Annotated in this window: 13 protein-coding genes and 1 pseudogene; 2 read left to right on the top strand and 12 right to left on the bottom strand. The window is 63.4% G+C overall.

All coding sequences use genetic code 11. The features are described 5' to 3' along the window. Positions 1-11: 11 nt before the first annotated feature. Entirely contained in the window at positions 12-428 is a 417-nt protein-coding gene (locus tag CDO35_RS13585; RefSeq protein ID WP_099525247.1) for a VOC family protein, read from the top strand. 144 nt (positions 429-572) lie between these two features. Here CDO35_RS13585 and CDO35_RS23280 read toward each other — a convergent pair whose 3' ends face one another. The 9 genes and pseudogenes from CDO35_RS23280 to CDO35_RS13545 form a co-directional block, all read right to left on the bottom strand. After that, positions 573-1436, bottom strand: a complete 864-nt coding sequence (locus tag CDO35_RS23280; RefSeq protein ID WP_371916955.1) for a methyl-accepting chemotaxis protein — start codon at positions 1434-1436, stop codon at positions 573-575. Beyond that, positions 1431-1616, bottom strand: a pseudogene (locus CDO35_RS23275) (HAMP domain-containing protein); the annotation flags it as partial. The gene CDO35_RS23280 and the pseudogene CDO35_RS23275, both read right to left, overlap by 6 nt. Positions 1617-2825: 1209 nt before the next feature. Then, positions 2826-4286: a sodium-dependent transporter gene (locus CDO35_RS13575; RefSeq protein WP_099525245.1), complete on the bottom strand. Its 1461-nt coding sequence runs from the start codon at positions 4284-4286 to the stop codon at positions 2826-2828. Between the two features lie 90 nt (positions 4287-4376). Next, positions 4377-5027, bottom strand: coding sequence for a maleylacetoacetate isomerase (gene maiA / locus CDO35_RS13570; protein WP_099525244.1), 651 nt, complete (start codon positions 5025-5027; stop codon positions 4377-4379). A gap of 97 nt (positions 5028-5124) precedes the next feature. Further along, positions 5125-6111: a fumarylacetoacetate hydrolase family protein gene (locus tag CDO35_RS13565; protein ID WP_099525243.1), complete on the bottom strand. Its 987-nt coding sequence runs from the start codon at positions 6109-6111 to the stop codon at positions 5125-5127. A 57-nt stretch (positions 6112-6168) separates the two neighbouring features. Beyond that, positions 6169-7302, bottom strand: a complete 1134-nt coding sequence (locus CDO35_RS13560) for a homogentisate 1,2-dioxygenase (protein WP_099525242.1) — start codon at positions 7300-7302, stop codon at positions 6169-6171. 4 nt (positions 7303-7306) lie between these two features. After that, entirely contained in the window at positions 7307-8389 is a 1083-nt protein-coding gene (hppD, locus tag CDO35_RS13555) for a 4-hydroxyphenylpyruvate dioxygenase (protein WP_099525241.1), read from the bottom strand. A 223-nt stretch (positions 8390-8612) separates the two neighbouring features. Then, on the bottom strand, positions 8613-8939 hold the full coding sequence (locus CDO35_RS13550) for an antibiotic biosynthesis monooxygenase family protein (RefSeq protein ID WP_099525240.1): 327 nt from the start codon (positions 8937-8939) through the stop codon (positions 8613-8615). Then, positions 8936-9673, bottom strand: coding sequence for a CTP synthase C-terminal region-related (seleno)protein (locus CDO35_RS13545; RefSeq protein WP_099525239.1), 738 nt, complete (start codon positions 9671-9673; stop codon positions 8936-8938). The genes CDO35_RS13550 and CDO35_RS13545 overlap by 4 nt, the downstream gene beginning before the upstream one ends. 94 nt (positions 9674-9767) lie before the next feature. On the opposite strand from CDO35_RS13545, the gene CDO35_RS13540 reads away from it, so the two are divergent. After that, positions 9768-10631 carry a LysR family transcriptional regulator gene (locus CDO35_RS13540; RefSeq protein WP_099525238.1) on the top strand — a complete coding sequence of 288 codons (864 nt, stop codon included), beginning with the start codon at positions 9768-9770 and terminating at the stop codon, positions 10629-10631. Between the two features lie 144 nt (positions 10632-10775). Here the strand turns inward: CDO35_RS13540 and CDO35_RS13535 are convergent, their stop codons facing one another. The 3 genes from CDO35_RS13535 to trhO are packed head-to-tail and all read right to left on the bottom strand — an operon-like array spanning position 10776 to position 14123. Beyond that, a complete protein-coding gene (locus CDO35_RS13535) occupies positions 10776-12557 on the bottom strand; it encodes an ABC transporter ATP-binding protein (protein ID WP_099525237.1) in 1782 nt (593 codons plus the stop codon). Continuing rightward, positions 12550-13182 (bottom strand): DsbA family protein, encoded by a 633-nt coding sequence (locus tag CDO35_RS13530; RefSeq protein WP_099525236.1) that lies wholly within the window; start codon positions 13180-13182, stop codon positions 12550-12552. The genes CDO35_RS13535 and CDO35_RS13530 overlap by 8 nt, the downstream gene beginning before the upstream one ends. Positions 13183-13184: 2 nt before the next feature. After that, positions 13185-14123, bottom strand: a complete 939-nt coding sequence (trhO, locus tag CDO35_RS13525; protein WP_099525235.1) for an oxygen-dependent tRNA uridine(34) hydroxylase TrhO — start codon at positions 14121-14123, stop codon at positions 13185-13187. Positions 14124-14274: the final 151 nt, after the last annotated feature.

The raw sequence follows: 14274 nt of genomic DNA, 5'->3' as shown, positions 1-14274 counted from the left end.
AGTGCAAAAAGATGCTCGAACGCCCGTCGCGCCTCAATGGCCTGCGCCACCTGGCCCTGCTGGTACCCAACCTGGAAGCGTGCGAGCGTTTCTACGTGGACGTGCTGGGCATGCAGTTGCTGCACCGCGCCAACGAGGACCTGGTCTACCTGACCTGTGGCAATGACAACCTCTCGCTCGGCCGCGCCTATGCAGAGAGCCATGGCGTACCGCTGGTCGATCACTACGGTTTCATCGTCGACAGCGTCGAGGAGCTGGATGCCTGGTACCAATACCTCAAGGCGCGTGGGGTGACACTGCTGGATCGCCCCTTCGACCATGGCGACGGCGCACGCAGCTTCCACCTGCTGGACCCCGCCGGCAACAAGATCCAGCCGCTCTACCATCCGGCAATCTCGGGTCAACGCTTCAGTCCGGCCCGAACCTGAATGCGTGGGAAAGAGCGCTGTAGGGCGTACTCGCGAAGCAGTACGCCGTCAGGACTTTTGCCACGCCGAAGACGGCGGACTGTTCGCTGACGCTCCTGAGTCCACCCTACGCCCGCCTGCGGCCGGAGTCCCGGTTCGCCCGCGTCAGGTGCGGAACTGTCGCACCATCCCCTGCAGTTCCACTCCCAGGCGAGCCAGCTCGGCGCTGGACGCGGCGGTCTGCTCGCTGGCAGTGGCGCTCTGCTCACCGATATCGCGCACGCGGGTGACGCTTTCGTTGATCGCCTCGGCTACCGCACTCTGCTCCTCGGCGGCGGCAGCGATCTGCTGGTTCATCTGCTCGATGGTGCTCACCGCCTGGGTGATACGACCCAGAGCATCGCCGGCTTCACCGGCCAACTCGACGGTACGCCGGGTCAGATCACGGCTGCTGTCCATCTGCTGCACCGCGCCTTTGGCCATGCGTTGCAGGCCGGCGATCAGGCTTTCGATCTCCTCGGTGCTCTCCTGAGCACGCTTGGCCAGCGCCCGCACCTCATCGGCGACCACGGCGAAACCACGGCCCTGCTCGCCGGCGCGCGCCGCCTCGATGGCCGCGTTGAGTGCTAGCAGGTTGGTCTGCTCGGCGACGTTGCGAATCACTTCAAGCACGCTGCCGATGCGCGCGCTTTCCTGATTCAGGTCGGCGATGGCCTTGGCCGACTGCTCCACTTCGCTGGCCAGGCTGTCGATCTGGTCCACGGCTTGCTGCACCACGCGATTACCCTGCTGTGCCTCCAGGTCGGCATCGCGTGCGGCCAGTGAAGCCTGCTCGGCGTTCTGCGCCACTTCCTGCACGGTGGCGGCCATCTGGTGCATGGCGGTAGCGGTCTGTTCGGTTTCCAGTTTTTGCGTCTGCACCCCGGCGCTGGTTTGCGCGGTGATCGCAGACAGTTGCTCGGCAGCTGCAGCAATCTGCCCGACACCCCCGCCAATACGGCCAACCAGATTGCGCAGGCTCACGGTCATGTCCTGCATGGCGGCAAGCAACTGGCCCACTTCGTCACCGCGGTCCTGCGGAATGTCGTGGCTGAGGTCACCGGCGGCGATACGCTGGGCAAAGGTCACGGTCTGGCGCAGCGGCGCGACGATCAGACGAGTGATCAGCAGCGCGGCGCACAGCCCAAACACCACAGCGGCCACGCCCATGATGCCGAGCATCACCAGTGCGCGCTGAGTGCCGGCGAGCATCCGGGCTTCGGCGCCGGCCTGGGCCGACTCAGCCAGGTCAACGACCGAGCGTGCACGCTCGATCATGGCCTTCTCGGTGGCCTGGTTCTGCTCACGCAGCTGTTGGTAGTAGAGGAAGGAGCGCTGGTAGAGAGTCAACGCCTGCAGGGCAGTTTCGATGGAGGCTTTCTGATCATCGTTGAGCCAGACGGTCAGGCTGCGGGCAACGGTCTGCAGGTCTTCGCTGACGTACTCCCACTCTTCCAGCGCTTCGGGCGAGCCATCGATGATGTACAGGCTTTCCTGGCCGCGCAGGTCGAGCATGCGTTTGCTCAGGCCGGATGCGGTTTCCGCCAGGGTCAGGGGGTCGCTACCCCGCAGACGATCACCCTGCAGGCGCAGCTCACGCACGGCGTCATACATGTCCAGCTCGATCACCTCGAACTGGTCACGGGTTTCTCCAGCAGCAGTGCGCATGTCCTGGCGTGCTTCGCGCGCCTTGCCCTGCTGCTCGACATAGTTGTCGAACTGCTTCAGGTACTCGGCAGTGGCCTGCTGCATGGTCTGCACACGCGTGCTTTCGGTTGCATCCTTGCCCAGGTGCTCCAGCATGCCCTGTACCTTGAGCAAGCTTTCGCGCACACGCTCTGCACTCTCCTGAGTCTGTTCGATGGCGAAACTGCGTTCCAGACGACGCGCCTGAAGAATCTCCTGGTTCACCTGCGCCAACTGCCCAACCTGCTCATGCCCATGTAGTACCGCTTGAACCGCCAGATAGCCACTGACCGTCATGGCGGCGGTAAGCAACAGCACGAGGCCGAAACCGATAAAGAGTTTCTTGCCGACGGCAAGATTGGCGAAAAAGCGTGCGGCAGGCTTGAACATAACGGCGACTCCAGATTCTTCTTATACAGCCGCGCATCGTGGGCGCGACCTGGTCGACTGACTACGCAACTGCTGTGCCATGTCGAGTCCGGTTTATCGGCAAAGAGTGCCCCCGCTTGAGTGCTGGCAATTAGCCAACCCATGGCTCTCAGCATAGCCAATGAAATGGCCAAGACAGGCAACTATCCGCTTATTGACGCCGAATAAATGGCGAAATACCGCCTACTGAGGCGCCGTTTCTGGCTTATCGCAACAAAAAAGGCGCAGCTCTGCCGAAGCTGCGCCTCTGGATTCGAGCCGCGATCAGCGCCCGGCGAGCGCCGGCACCACTCTCGGCCGTAGAACCTCCCCAGCCACAGCCAGCAGGCCGATGGCACCGGCAATCCAGTACCACTGCAGTACGGGATCGAACATCAGCCAGCCCAGCGCATGCAGGAACACCACCATGATCAGCACCGGGCTGACGTAGCGCACCATGAACAGCCACAGCGCATACCCCGCAGGCGGTAGACCCAGCTCGTCACGCATGATCTCGCCGCGCAGTGCGTAGCCTGCGAGTACGACCATGAAGATGCCGCCCAGCGGCATCATCCAGCGCGAGGTGAGGTAATCCAGCCAGTCGAAGAAGTTTTTGCCCAGCGGCGTCCAGCCCGTCAGCAGGTTGAACGACAGCATTGCCAGCAGGCTGATCACCAGCAGCACCGCGCCGGCCCCGATGGCAGCGCGCAGGCGGCTGATGCCGTGCTTTTCGTTCAGGTAGGCCACGCTGGCCTCGATCATCGAAATCGCCGAGGTCAGCGCGGCGATCGATACCATGGCGAAGAACAAGACCCCGAACGCAGTACCGAATGGCATCTGCTGGAAGGCCAGCGGCAGGCTCATGAAGATCAGCCCCGGCCCAGCGCTAGGGCTCATGCCGTTGGCGAAGATGATCGGGAAGATCGCCAGACCGGCCAGCAACGCCACGCAGGTATCGCAGAGTGCGACGATGAAGGTGGTCCGCGCGATGGATTGCCCATCCGGGATGTAGGAGCCGTAAGTGAGAATGGCGCCCGAGGCCAGGCTCAGGGTGAAGAAGGCGTGCCCCAGTGCCGCCAACAGTGCCTCACCGGTGATCTTCGAGGCATCGAAGTGGAAGAGGAAGCCGAAGCCTGCACTGAAACTGCCACTGGTGAACGCATAGCCAACCAGCGCCACCAGCATCAGCGCCAGACCCGGCATCATCCAGCGTACGGCATTCTCGATGCCTTTCTGCACGCCCTTGGCGACGATCCACAACGTCAGCAGCGCCACCAATACACTCCAGCCACCGAGTTGCCAGGGATTGGCATTGTGCGCCTCAAACACCCCGCCCAGTGCTTCGACGCTGGTGGCCGCCAGCGAACCGTCGAGCATCTTCCACGTATAGGCGAAAGCCCAGCCGGCAACGACCACGTAGAAGCACAGGATCATGAAGCCGGCGAGCATGGCCATACCGCCGACCGCCTTCCACAGCGGGTTGCCACCGTTCTCGCGGACCACGCGGCCGATGGCGTCGATGGGGCTACCGCGGCCACGGCGACCGATGGCGATCTCGGTCATCATCACCGGAATGCCGATGGCCAGGATGCACGCCAGGTACATCAGCACGAAGGCGCCGCCGCCGTACTCGCCAGTGATGTAAGGGAATTTCCAGATATTGCCCAGGCCGACGGCCGAGCCGGTTGCAGCGAGGATAAAACCCCAGCGCGAGAGCCAGAGGTTCTTCGGTTTTTCACGGGTCATGCGTCACCTGTTTGTTTTTATCTGTGACGGAATCGGACCCGCCGCGCTTGTGGCGCAGCGGAATGCAAGGCTTGGGTGAAGCCGAAGGTGTCACTGAGCGTCGGCTTGTGCCTCCGGCAAGGCCAGTTGGAAGGCCTCCAGGGGTTCACAGCGCGCCGCCATGGCGACAATGCGTGGGTACGCGGCAAGGTCACAGTTAAAACGCCGCGCATTATACAGCTGCGGAATCAGGCAGGCTTCCAGATATCCAGGTCGGTCGCCGAGCGACAGGCGGCCGTCGAACACAGCCATGCCCTCCTCCACGGCGGTCAGACCGAGCGCGACCCAGTGTCGGTACCAGGCGTTCTTCGCCTCGTCGCTGACACCCAACTCACCGCTCAGGTACTGCAGCACGCGCAGGTTGTTCAGCGGGTGCACGTCGCATGCAAGATGCAGCGCCAGCGCACGCACCTGCGCACGCTCGGCCGGATCGGCCGGCAGCAGCGCCGGCACCGGGAAGATTTCTTCTAGGTACTCGATGATCGCCAGCGACTGGGCAATACGCACGCCGCCGTTTTCTTCGTCCACCAGCAGTGGCAGCAGGCCCTGCGGGTTCAGCGTACGGTAGGCGGCGCCGTGCTGCTGGCCGCCATCCTTGACCAGGTGCACCGGCACTTGCTCGCAGGCCAGCCCCTTGAGATTCAGGGCGATACGCACGCGATAGGCGGCGCTGGAGCGCCAGTAGCCGTAGAGTTTCAACATTGCGGATTCCTTTCGAAACACGACTTGGTAGGAACGGCTTCAGCCGCGATGCTTTTAGCGACTTCAGACGAATCGCGGCTAAAGCCGCTCCTACCGATCAGTGGGCGTCGTACTTTTCCACCACCTGATCGATGGCGCCGAAGATGCTCTGCCCAGCTACGTCGAACATCTCGATACGTACCCGGTCGCCGAACTTGAGGAACGGCGTCTTCGCCTCGCCCGACTCGACGATCTCCAACATGCGTTTCTCTGCCAGGCAGCTCGAACCGGCGCTGCGGTCGTAGTTGGACACGGTGCCCGAGCCGATGATGGTGCCCGCGCCCAGCGGTCGGGTCTTGGCGGCATGGGCCACCAGAGTCGGGAAGTTGAAGGTCATGTCCACACCGGCGTTCGGCTGACCGAAGAGCGCGCCGTTGATATGCGACACCAACGGCCGGTGCACCTTGCCGTCCTTCCAGCTCTCGCCCATTTCATCCGGGGTGATGGCCACCGGGGAGAAGCTCGACGACGGTTTGCTCTGGTAGAAACCAAAGCCCTTGGCCAACTCGCCAGGAATCAGATTGCGCAGCGAGACGTCGTTGACCAGCATCAGCAGACGGATATGGCCGCCCGCTTCGGCCGGTGTGGCGCCCATCGGCACATCGTCGGTGACCACTGCCAGCTCGGCTTCCAGGTCGATGCCCCAGGCTTCGTCGGCCAGGCTGATCGGGCTGTGCGGCGGGATGAAGGCATCGGCGCCGCCCTGGTACATCAGTGGATCATGCCAGAAGGATTCGGGCATCTCGGCGCCACGCGCCTTGCGCACCAACTCGACATGATTGACGTAGGCGCTGCCGTCGGCCCAGTGATAGGCACGCGGCAGCGGGCTGTGACAGGCGGCCTGATCGAAGGCGAAAGCGCCCTCTTCCATGCCGTCGTTGAGGCGCTGATAGACCGCTTCGAGCTTGGGCCGGGCCACAGCCCAGTCGTCCAGCGCAGCCTGCAGGGTGAAAGCGATCTGCGGCACAACGACGGCACGGGTGAGATCGCGGGAAACGACGATCAGCACGCCATCGCGGCCTTGGTTCAGTGATGCGAGTTTCATGCTCTAACCTCGTAGGGTGCGCCGGGCGCACCATTGCAATCAGAAATCCGTGTGCAGCTACAGACCCGGCGCACGCCAGGAGTTGACGTACTCGGCCACGTCCACCGCAGCAGCGGCATCGGCCACCTCCAGGGCGCGGCGAGTGTCGATCATCACCGCCACCTCGTCGATGAAAGTGGCCGGATCTTCCTGACTCTTCTTCAGCGCCTTGGGGTGCGGCCCATGGGGGAAGCCGCACGGGTGCAGGGTGACCATGCCCTGCTCGATGTTGTCGCGGCTGAAGAAGTTGCCACGGTGGTAGAACAGCACTTCGTCGTAGTCGTCATTGTTGTGGAAGAACGGCACCTTGAGCGCGCCGGGGTCGGACTCCACCGGGCGCGGGGTGAAGGTGCAGATCACGAAGCCATTGGCGACGAAGGTCGTGTGCACCGACGGCGGCAGGTGGTAGCGGTGGCTGACCAGCGGACGGATGTCGCGCCAGTTCAAGCGCACCACGGTGTTGTCGCCATGCCAGCCGACCACATCCAGCGGGTTGTAGGGGTAGGTCACGGTGCTGATCTGGCCGCGCCGCTTGATGCGAATCTGCCAGGTGTTCTCGTCCTGCTGCGCCTTGAAGGCGTCATCGATATGCGGGTGCTCCAGCACCGCCAGGTCGAAGATCGCCTGCGGGCCGAGCAGGCCCTTGTCCGGCAGCTGATACGCGCCGTCAGTGTTCTCGATCAGCAGGAAGTAACTCGGTGTGCTGGCCTCGATACGCCAGGCGGTGCCACGGGGGATCAGCAGGTAGTCGCCGTCGCGGTACTCCAGATGGCCGAAATCGCAGTAGAAATGCCCACTGCCCTCGTGCACGAACAGCAACTCATCGCCGTCGGCGTTGCGCACCAGATGGCGCATCGCGCCGTGGGTGCGCCACACGCGCAGCTTGACGTCGGCGTTGTGCAGGGTAAGCGGCGCCGCCAGCGGGCAGTCGCGCTCGCTGGGAATGTTGTTGAAGTTGAACGCGTGCGGACGCAGCGGGCCTTCCCAGTCGATCCAGCCGGTCGGCGGATGCTTGTGGTGCAGGTGCGCAGTGGGGCCGAAAAAGCCTTCGCGGCCCATCTCGCGCTCGTAGGTGCCCTGCGGCAGGTCGCAGTGCGCCTGGCGCGAACACTCGCCCTCACGCAGGGGAAAGCGGATCCATTGGCGGCTCATGGCATCACTCCTCGGCGATCACACCGCGACGCAGCTGGTCTTCCTCGATGGATTCGAACAGCGCCTTGAAGTTGCCCTCGCCAAAACCCTGGTTGCCCTTGCGCTGGATGATCTCGAAGAAGATCGGGCCGATCACCGTGTTGGTGAAAATCTGCAGCAGGATGCCGTCATCGCCGGGCGCACCATCGATCAGGATGTTCAGCTCACGCAATACGTCCGTCGGCTCGCCATGACCGGCGACGCGGCTGTCGACCTTCTCGTAGTAGGTGTCAGGGGTGGTCATGAAGTCGACGCCATTGGCGCGCAGTTGGCGCACGGTGGCGTAGATGTCGTCGGTGCTCAGGGCGATGTGCTGGATGCCTTCGCCGTGGTACTCGCGGATGAATTCCTCGATCTGCGACTTGTCATCGGCCGACTCATTGATCGGGATGCGGATCTTGCCGCACGGCGCGGTCATGGCGCGGGAGAACAGGCCGGTGAGCTTGCCTTCGATATCGAAGTAGCGGATCTCGCGAAAATTGGCGATACGCTCGTAGAAGCCGGACCAGACGTCCATCTGCCCGCGGCGCACGTTGTGGGTCAGGTGATCGATGCATTGCAGGCCGACGGCGTTGTCATTGGCGCTGCGGCCTTCGATGTACTCGAAGTCGACGTCGTAGATGCTCTTGTCACCATAGCGGTCAACCAGATACAGCAACGAGCCACCGATACCTTCGACGCAGGGGATGTTCAGCTCACCGAAGTTGGCGTGGCTGCCCACCAGCGTTGCGCCCTGCTGTTCGACATAAGCCGCAGCCTGGGCCGCATTCTTGACCCGGAAGGCCATGGCGCAGGCACTGGGGCCATGCTTTTCGCCGAAGGCGCGCACGTGGCCGGTAGGGCTGCCGTTGAGCACGATGTTGATGTCGTTCTGCTGAAACAACCACACCTCTTTGGAGCGGTGCTTGGCGGTTTCGGTGAAGCCCATGGCGGTGAACAACTGGCGCAGTTGCTCGATACCTTCGGCATTCGGTGCGGTGAATTCGACGAACTCGAAACCGTCGGTTCCGATGGGGTTGTGCTGCTCGATCTTGGCCACGGCGTTCATCTCGCCTCCTGATTGTCATTGTTATGGCAGCGCACGAATGCGTTGCGGACAACCTCATGACAACCGAGCGCAGACCCGCTCTCAAGATGCGTTGCGACACTTCAACGCATCGGCCGAGTGCGGCAGTGGCAAATTTTCCTTACGCCTTCCAGGCAAGGCACGGGAAGAACTGACAACCGTAAAATAATCCTTACACGACGGTCAGCCGGCTTGCCACTATCACTCAGCTCGGGCGCGAGAATGTGTAGGCGCGTTCGACCTTGGCCACGCGAGTGGTGAAGGCGGCGTACCAGTCGGTGCGCCCCTGCTCGCGAACGGCGCGGTGCTCGGCATGCTCGCGCCAGCCGCGAATGGCCTCCTCGCTCTGCCAGTAGGACAAGGTGATGCCCAGGCCGTCGCTGCGCGCCGACTCCACGCCGAGAAAGCCGGGCTGCTGTGCAGCCAGCTCAAGCATGCGCTGCGCCGCCTCGGCATAACCGGTGTCCACGTCGGTACGCTCCGAGGTGAACATCACCACGTAATAGGGTGGCTCCGGCGTGGCGGCGATCAAGCCACTGCTTCCTGCTGCGCCTCATGCACGGACTGCACCGCGCAGGCACCAACCAGGCCGGCGACCAGCGGCGGCAGGCGCCCTTCCAGCGCCGCACGCTCGGGCTGGAACAGGGTGGCGATGAAGAACGGATGATCTTCCAGCTCGATGGCGCGCACGGCACCCGCCTCGTCATGCCCGGAAGCCTTCAGCGCCTGCGCCATCAGCGGCTCGACGAAAGCATCGGAAAGGCCGTAGCGACACAGGTACTGCTCGCTGATCTCGCGTACACCGTAGAGCTCGGCGATACGCGAACCGGAAACCAGGTGCACATGCTCGCTGACATCCAGCAAGGCGCAGCTCAGCGGCGCGATCAGAGGGTTCTGCGTTTGCGACGAAAGCTCGCCGTGTTCGGCATCCACCCACCCCAGCTGATTGCGTGCATATTCCAGCAACGCGTGCTGGAAGCCACCACAGGTGCCGAGAAATGGCACGCCCTGCTCGCGGGCGAAACGGATCGCGCGTAGCGCACCCTCGGTAGCAGCATACGGACTGCCCGGCACGCACCAGATGCCGTCATAAGCCTGCAAGGTCGTGTCATCGAGAATGCGCTCAGTGGCCAGCCAGTCATATTCGACCACCACTCCCAGCGCTTCACCAGCCAGGCGTAGCGCCTCTGGAATGGCACGGTGCGCGGTAACTGCCGCACTGTAATCACCTACCAGGGCGACCTTGACTCGACACTTGCTGTACATACGCCTATCCCCTCTTGCATGACCGTCTCCCTGCCACTATAAGATGGCGCTCGCGCAATAATAATTGGCGAATAGACAAGCAGAGATTGCAGCCATGCAATATCATATCGACCATACCGACCTCTCTCTGGTGCTCGCCCTGGTGCGTGGTCGCTCACTGGCGCGGGCGGCAGAATTGATGCAGGTCGACGTGTCCACGGTGTTCCGTGCCGTGCGCCGGCTCGAAGCCGCCCTGGGGGTGGCGCTGTTCGAGAAGAGTCGACGCGGCTATGAGCCCAGCGAAACCGCTCGAGCCCTGGCCGAGCAGGCCGAGCGCGCCGAACAGGCACTGGATGCCGCCCGTGTGGCGCTGGAGCTGGGCAAGCAGGTGGTCAGCGGCACGGTACGCCTGACTTGCACCGATGCGGTCTTGAGCGGCCTGCTGCTACCGGCAATGGCTCGTTTCATGCCCAATTACCCGGCCCTGGCGCTGGAGTTGGTGACTTCCAATGACTTCGCCAACCTGAGCCGACGCGATGCAGACCTGGCCCTGCGCCTGACCAATGAGCCGCCGGAGCACCTGGTGGGCCGGCGTCTGGCCAAGGTGTCCTACGTCGTTTGCGCCCGTGACGATGATCAGGATCGCAGCGACCTGGCGCGGCAGAGCTGGATCGCCCCGGACGAGGCGATGCCGGATCACGCCACGGTACTCTGGCGCCTGCGCGAATTGCCGGGCGTCACGCCCAACTACCGTTGCAGCAGCATGTATGCCGTGGCGCAACTGGCACGTGCCGGCCTGGGGGTTGCCGCCCTGCCCGACTTCGTGTTGCGCGCCCACCCCGAACTCAAGCCACTCGGCCCGCCGCTGGCCGGCTGCGACACCGAACTCTGGCTGCTGACCCGCCCGGACTGCCGCGCCTTGCGCTCGGTGCAGACGCTGTTCGAGGAGTTGAGCGAAGCGCTGATGAGCCATGACTGAGCTAGAGCGTCGCCGCTGAAGCGCCTCCCACAGAACGGGGGGCAGCCTGTCAGTGCAGCAGCGAAACCTTGTGGGAGCGGTTTCAGCCGCGAAGAATTTCCCGAAAATCCTGATCGCTGCGGTGCGCACGGCGCACCCTACGACTCAGCCCTGCTGCAAATGCCCGTAGAGCTTGGCGTACAAGCCACCTTCTGCGATCAGTTGCTGGTGGTCACCATCCTCGGCGACGCTGCCGCCGTCGAACACCAGCACGCGATCGGCCTGCTTCACCGCACTCAGGCGGTGAGCGATGATCAGCGTGGTGCGGCCTTCAAGGAACTGCGCCAGCGCTTCGTGCAAGGCGTACTCGGTGGCGGCATCCAGTGCCGAAGTGGCTTCGTCGAGGATCACAACCTTGGGCTCGGCCAGCACCATACGGGCAATGGCCAGGCGCTGGCGCTGCCCGCCGGACAAACGCACACCGCTACGCCCGACCACGCTGTCCAGCCCTAGCGGCAGTTGCGCAATGGTGTCGTGCAGCTGGGCGATGCGCAGCGCCTGCCAGCAAGCCTCATCGCTGCGCTCGCGGCCCATGGTCAGGTTGGCGCGTACCGTGTCGTTGAACAGCGCTGGGTGCTGCAGCACCACCGCGACGTTGTCGCGCACGCAATCCAGGCCGATCTCCTCCAGCGCGCTGCCGCCGAAGCGAATGCTGCCGGCCTGCGGCGTGTACAGACCCAGCAGCAACTGCACCAGAGTACTCTTGCCTCCGCCGGAGGCGCCAACGATGGCCACCTTCTCGCCCGGGCCGATGGACAGATCGAGCCGATCCAGCACCGGCTCGTCGTCATAGCCGAAGGTCAATCCGCGCACCTCGATACCGACCGTGTCACGCCCCTTGAAAGGATCGACGCGCCCGTCGTACTGCGGCTCGTCCTTGCGTGCCAGCAGCTCGTTGATCCGCGTCAGCGCGCCGCCTGCGGCGTAGAACGCGTATTGCAGACTGAGCAGCTGCTCCACCGGACCGATCATGAACCACAGGTAGCTGAACACCGCGAGCATCTGGCCGATGGACAGGTCGGAAAACAGCACGGTGAGCATCGCCGCCGCGCGGAACACGTCGATACCGAACTGGAACAGCAGGCCGCTGGCACGGTTGGAGGCATCGCTCTTCCATTGCGAGGCCACCGCATAGTCGCGCACCTCGCGCGCCCGCCCGCCAAGGCGACCAAGGAAGTAGCCTTGGCGGTTGCCGGCACGCACTTCCTGAATCGCCTCCAGGGTCTCGGTCAGCGCCTGGGTGAAGCGCGAGGTGCTGTCGTTCTCCAACTTCTTCAGGTGCTTGACCTTCTTGCCCAGCAGCACGGTGGCGTAGATCACCAGCGGGTTGAACAGCAGAATCAGCAAGGCCAGCTGCCAATGCATCCAGATCAGGATGGCCGAGGTGCCGACCAGGGTCAGGATCGCAACCAGAAAGCGGCTCAGGGTCTCGCCGACGAACTTGTCCAGGGTGTCCAGATCGGTGACCAGGTGGGTGGTCACGGTGCCGCCGCCCAGGCTCTCGTACTCGCCAAGGGAAATGCGTTTGAGCCGCTCGATCAGACGCATGCGGATGCGGTAGACGATGTCCTTCGACAACCTGGCGAACAGCCGCGCCTGCAAGACGTTGAAGATCAGCGCCGAGCCGCGCAGCAGCAGCGTCAGCACCAGCATCAGGCCGATATAGCCAGCTGCCGTTTCCCACTCGGTCGGGAGGAAGTTGTCCATCACCTTGAGCGCCGCATCGCCGTCGTTCAGCAGCACTTCGTCGACCAGCAACGGCAACAGCAATGGGATCGGCACACTGCACAGGGTCGCCAGCACGGCGACCAGATTGGCCAGGATCAGCGCTTTCTTGTGACGCAGGGCCAGGCGACGAATTTCTGCCCAGCTCAACCGATCAGGCATTGGCAGCGCGCTCCAGCCAGCGCCCCAGCAGCGGCGATAACACCTCGAGCGGCTGATAGCCGTTGGTCAGCAGCGCCAGTTGGCCATCGCGCTCGGCCAGCAGCGTGGGGAAGCCGGCGATGCCCAGGTCCTGCACCCAGGTGAAATCGGCGGCGGTCGCGTCCTCCATGGCCTGGCTGTCGAAGGCCTCGGCAAACTCGATGCGCGGGATGCCCGCCTGCTCGGCCAGTTGCACCAACACGCTGGCCTGGGTGACGTCGGCCCCTTCGGTGTAGAAGGCTTGCTGAATCAGCTTGAGCAGCGTCCAGGCGCTCTGCGCATCGAGACTACGTGCAGTGACCAACGCGCGGCAGGCGGGTTCGGTGTCATACACCATCCCTTCCGGCAGGCCGCGCTCGAAGTCGAACAGTTGTCCGGTGCTGGCATTGACCGCCTGCCAGTAGCCCAGGTAACGCACCCGTGCGGCGGCATCGACAGCCACCTGATCACGGCGCAAGCCGCCTACCACGATCTGCAGCGGCACATCGGCTGCGGCCGCCTGCTCGACGAGGGTTTCGATTACCGGTGCAAAACCCCAGCACCAGGAGCACATCGGATCCATCACGTAGAGCAGGCGGCTAGCCATGGTCAGGCCTCGTTCAGTTGGCGGGGGTCGCGGCCGATGGGGTGCGGTTGATTGCGCGCACGGGCCAGTTCGATCTGTTTCTGCCGTTCGCGGGCGCCTTCACGGGTCTTCTCCGGCAGCGAATCCCAGCAATGCGGGCAACTGACGCCAGGGCTGTAGAACTCGGACTGGCGCTCTTCCACGGAGATCGGCGTACGGCAGGCGTGACACTGATCGTAATCACCTTCAGACAGGTCATGGCGAACGGTCACGCGATTGTCGAAGACGAAACAGTCGCCCTGCCACTTGGTCTCTTCCTGTGGCACCTCCTCGAGGTATTTGAGAATGCCGCCCTTGAGGTGATAGACCTCTTCAAAACCCTCGCCGAGCATGTAGCTGGAGGCCTTCTCGCAGCGGATACCGCCGGTGCAGAACATCGCCACCTTCTTGTGCTTGCTCGGGTCGAAGTGCTCGCGGATGTACTCGGGAAATTCGCGGAACGACTTGGTCTTCGGGTCGATGGCACCCTCGAAGGTGCCGATGGCCACTTCGTAGTCGTTGCGGGTATCGATCAACAGCACTTCAGGGTCGCTGATCAGGGCGTTCCAGTCCTGCGGCTCGACGTAGGTACCGACGCGCTGGTTGGGGTCGACGCCAGGTACACCGAGAGTGACGATCTCTTTCTTCAGCTTGACCTTGGTGCGATAGAACGGCTGCTCATCGCAATAGGATTCCTTATGGTCGACATCGGCCAGACGGGCGTCCAGGCGGAACCAGGCGAGCAGTGCATCGATAGCGGCACGGGTGCCGGAAACGGTGCCGTTGATACCCTCCTCGGCGAGCAACAGGGTGCCCTTGATGTCGTTATCGATGAGGGTTTGCAGCAGGGGTTCGCGCAGCGCCTGATAGTCCGGCAGGGAGACGAATTTATATAGCGCCGCAACGACGATCTTGTCGGTCATAAATATTCTCTCAGTAGTCGCCCACGTAAAGGGCGGACTGGCCCTCGATCAGCTGCGCGTCGGCCGTGCTGCGTTACTAACGTAGCGCCTTGCATGGCTCCAGCTCGCTGGATCGAGAATCTAAACGAAAGCGCCGGCGTGGGCCGGCGCG

It is taken from the genome of Pseudomonas sediminis (genome assembly GCF_002741105.1).
Classification (GTDB): Bacteria; Pseudomonadota; Gammaproteobacteria; order Pseudomonadales; family Pseudomonadaceae; genus Aquipseudomonas; species Aquipseudomonas sediminis.
This window is presented reverse-complemented; position numbering and strand designations above follow the sequence as displayed.

Bases quoted from the DNA above. Each gene is read 5' to 3' on its own strand.
- CDO35_RS13585 (WP_099525247.1), top strand. From the start codon at position 12: ATGCTCGAACGCCCGTCGCGCCTCAATGGCCTGCGCCACCTGGCCCTG.
- CDO35_RS23280 (WP_371916955.1), bottom strand. From the start codon at position 1,436: ATGACCGTGAGCCTGCGCAATCTGGTTGGCCGTATTGGCGGGGGTGTC.
- CDO35_RS13575 (WP_099525245.1), bottom strand. From the start codon at position 4,286: ATGACCCGTGAAAAACCGAAGAACCTCTGGCTCTCGCGCTGGGGTTTT.
- maiA (WP_099525244.1), bottom strand. From the start codon at position 5,027: ATGTTGAAACTCTACGGCTACTGGCGCTCCAGCGCCGCCTATCGCGTG.
- CDO35_RS13565 (WP_099525243.1), bottom strand. From the start codon at position 6,111: ATGAAACTCGCATCACTGAACCAAGGCCGCGATGGCGTGCTGATCGTC.
- CDO35_RS13560 (WP_099525242.1), bottom strand. From the start codon at position 7,302: ATGAGCCGCCAATGGATCCGCTTTCCCCTGCGTGAGGGCGAGTGTTCG.
- hppD (WP_099525241.1), bottom strand. From the start codon at position 8,389: ATGAACGCCGTGGCCAAGATCGAGCAGCACAACCCCATCGGAACCGAC.
- CDO35_RS13545 (WP_099525239.1), bottom strand. From the start codon at position 9,673: ATGTACAGCAAGTGTCGAGTCAAGGTCGCCCTGGTAGGTGATTACAGT.
- CDO35_RS13540 (WP_099525238.1), top strand. From the start codon at position 9,768: ATGCAATATCATATCGACCATACCGACCTCTCTCTGGTGCTCGCCCTG.
- CDO35_RS13535 (WP_099525237.1), bottom strand. From the start codon at position 12,557: ATGCCTGATCGGTTGAGCTGGGCAGAAATTCGTCGCCTGGCCCTGCGT.
- CDO35_RS13530 (WP_099525236.1), bottom strand. From the start codon at position 13,182: ATGGCTAGCCGCCTGCTCTACGTGATGGATCCGATGTGCTCCTGGTGC.
- trhO (WP_099525235.1), bottom strand. From the start codon at position 14,123: ATGACCGACAAGATCGTCGTTGCGGCGCTATATAAATTCGTCTCCCTG.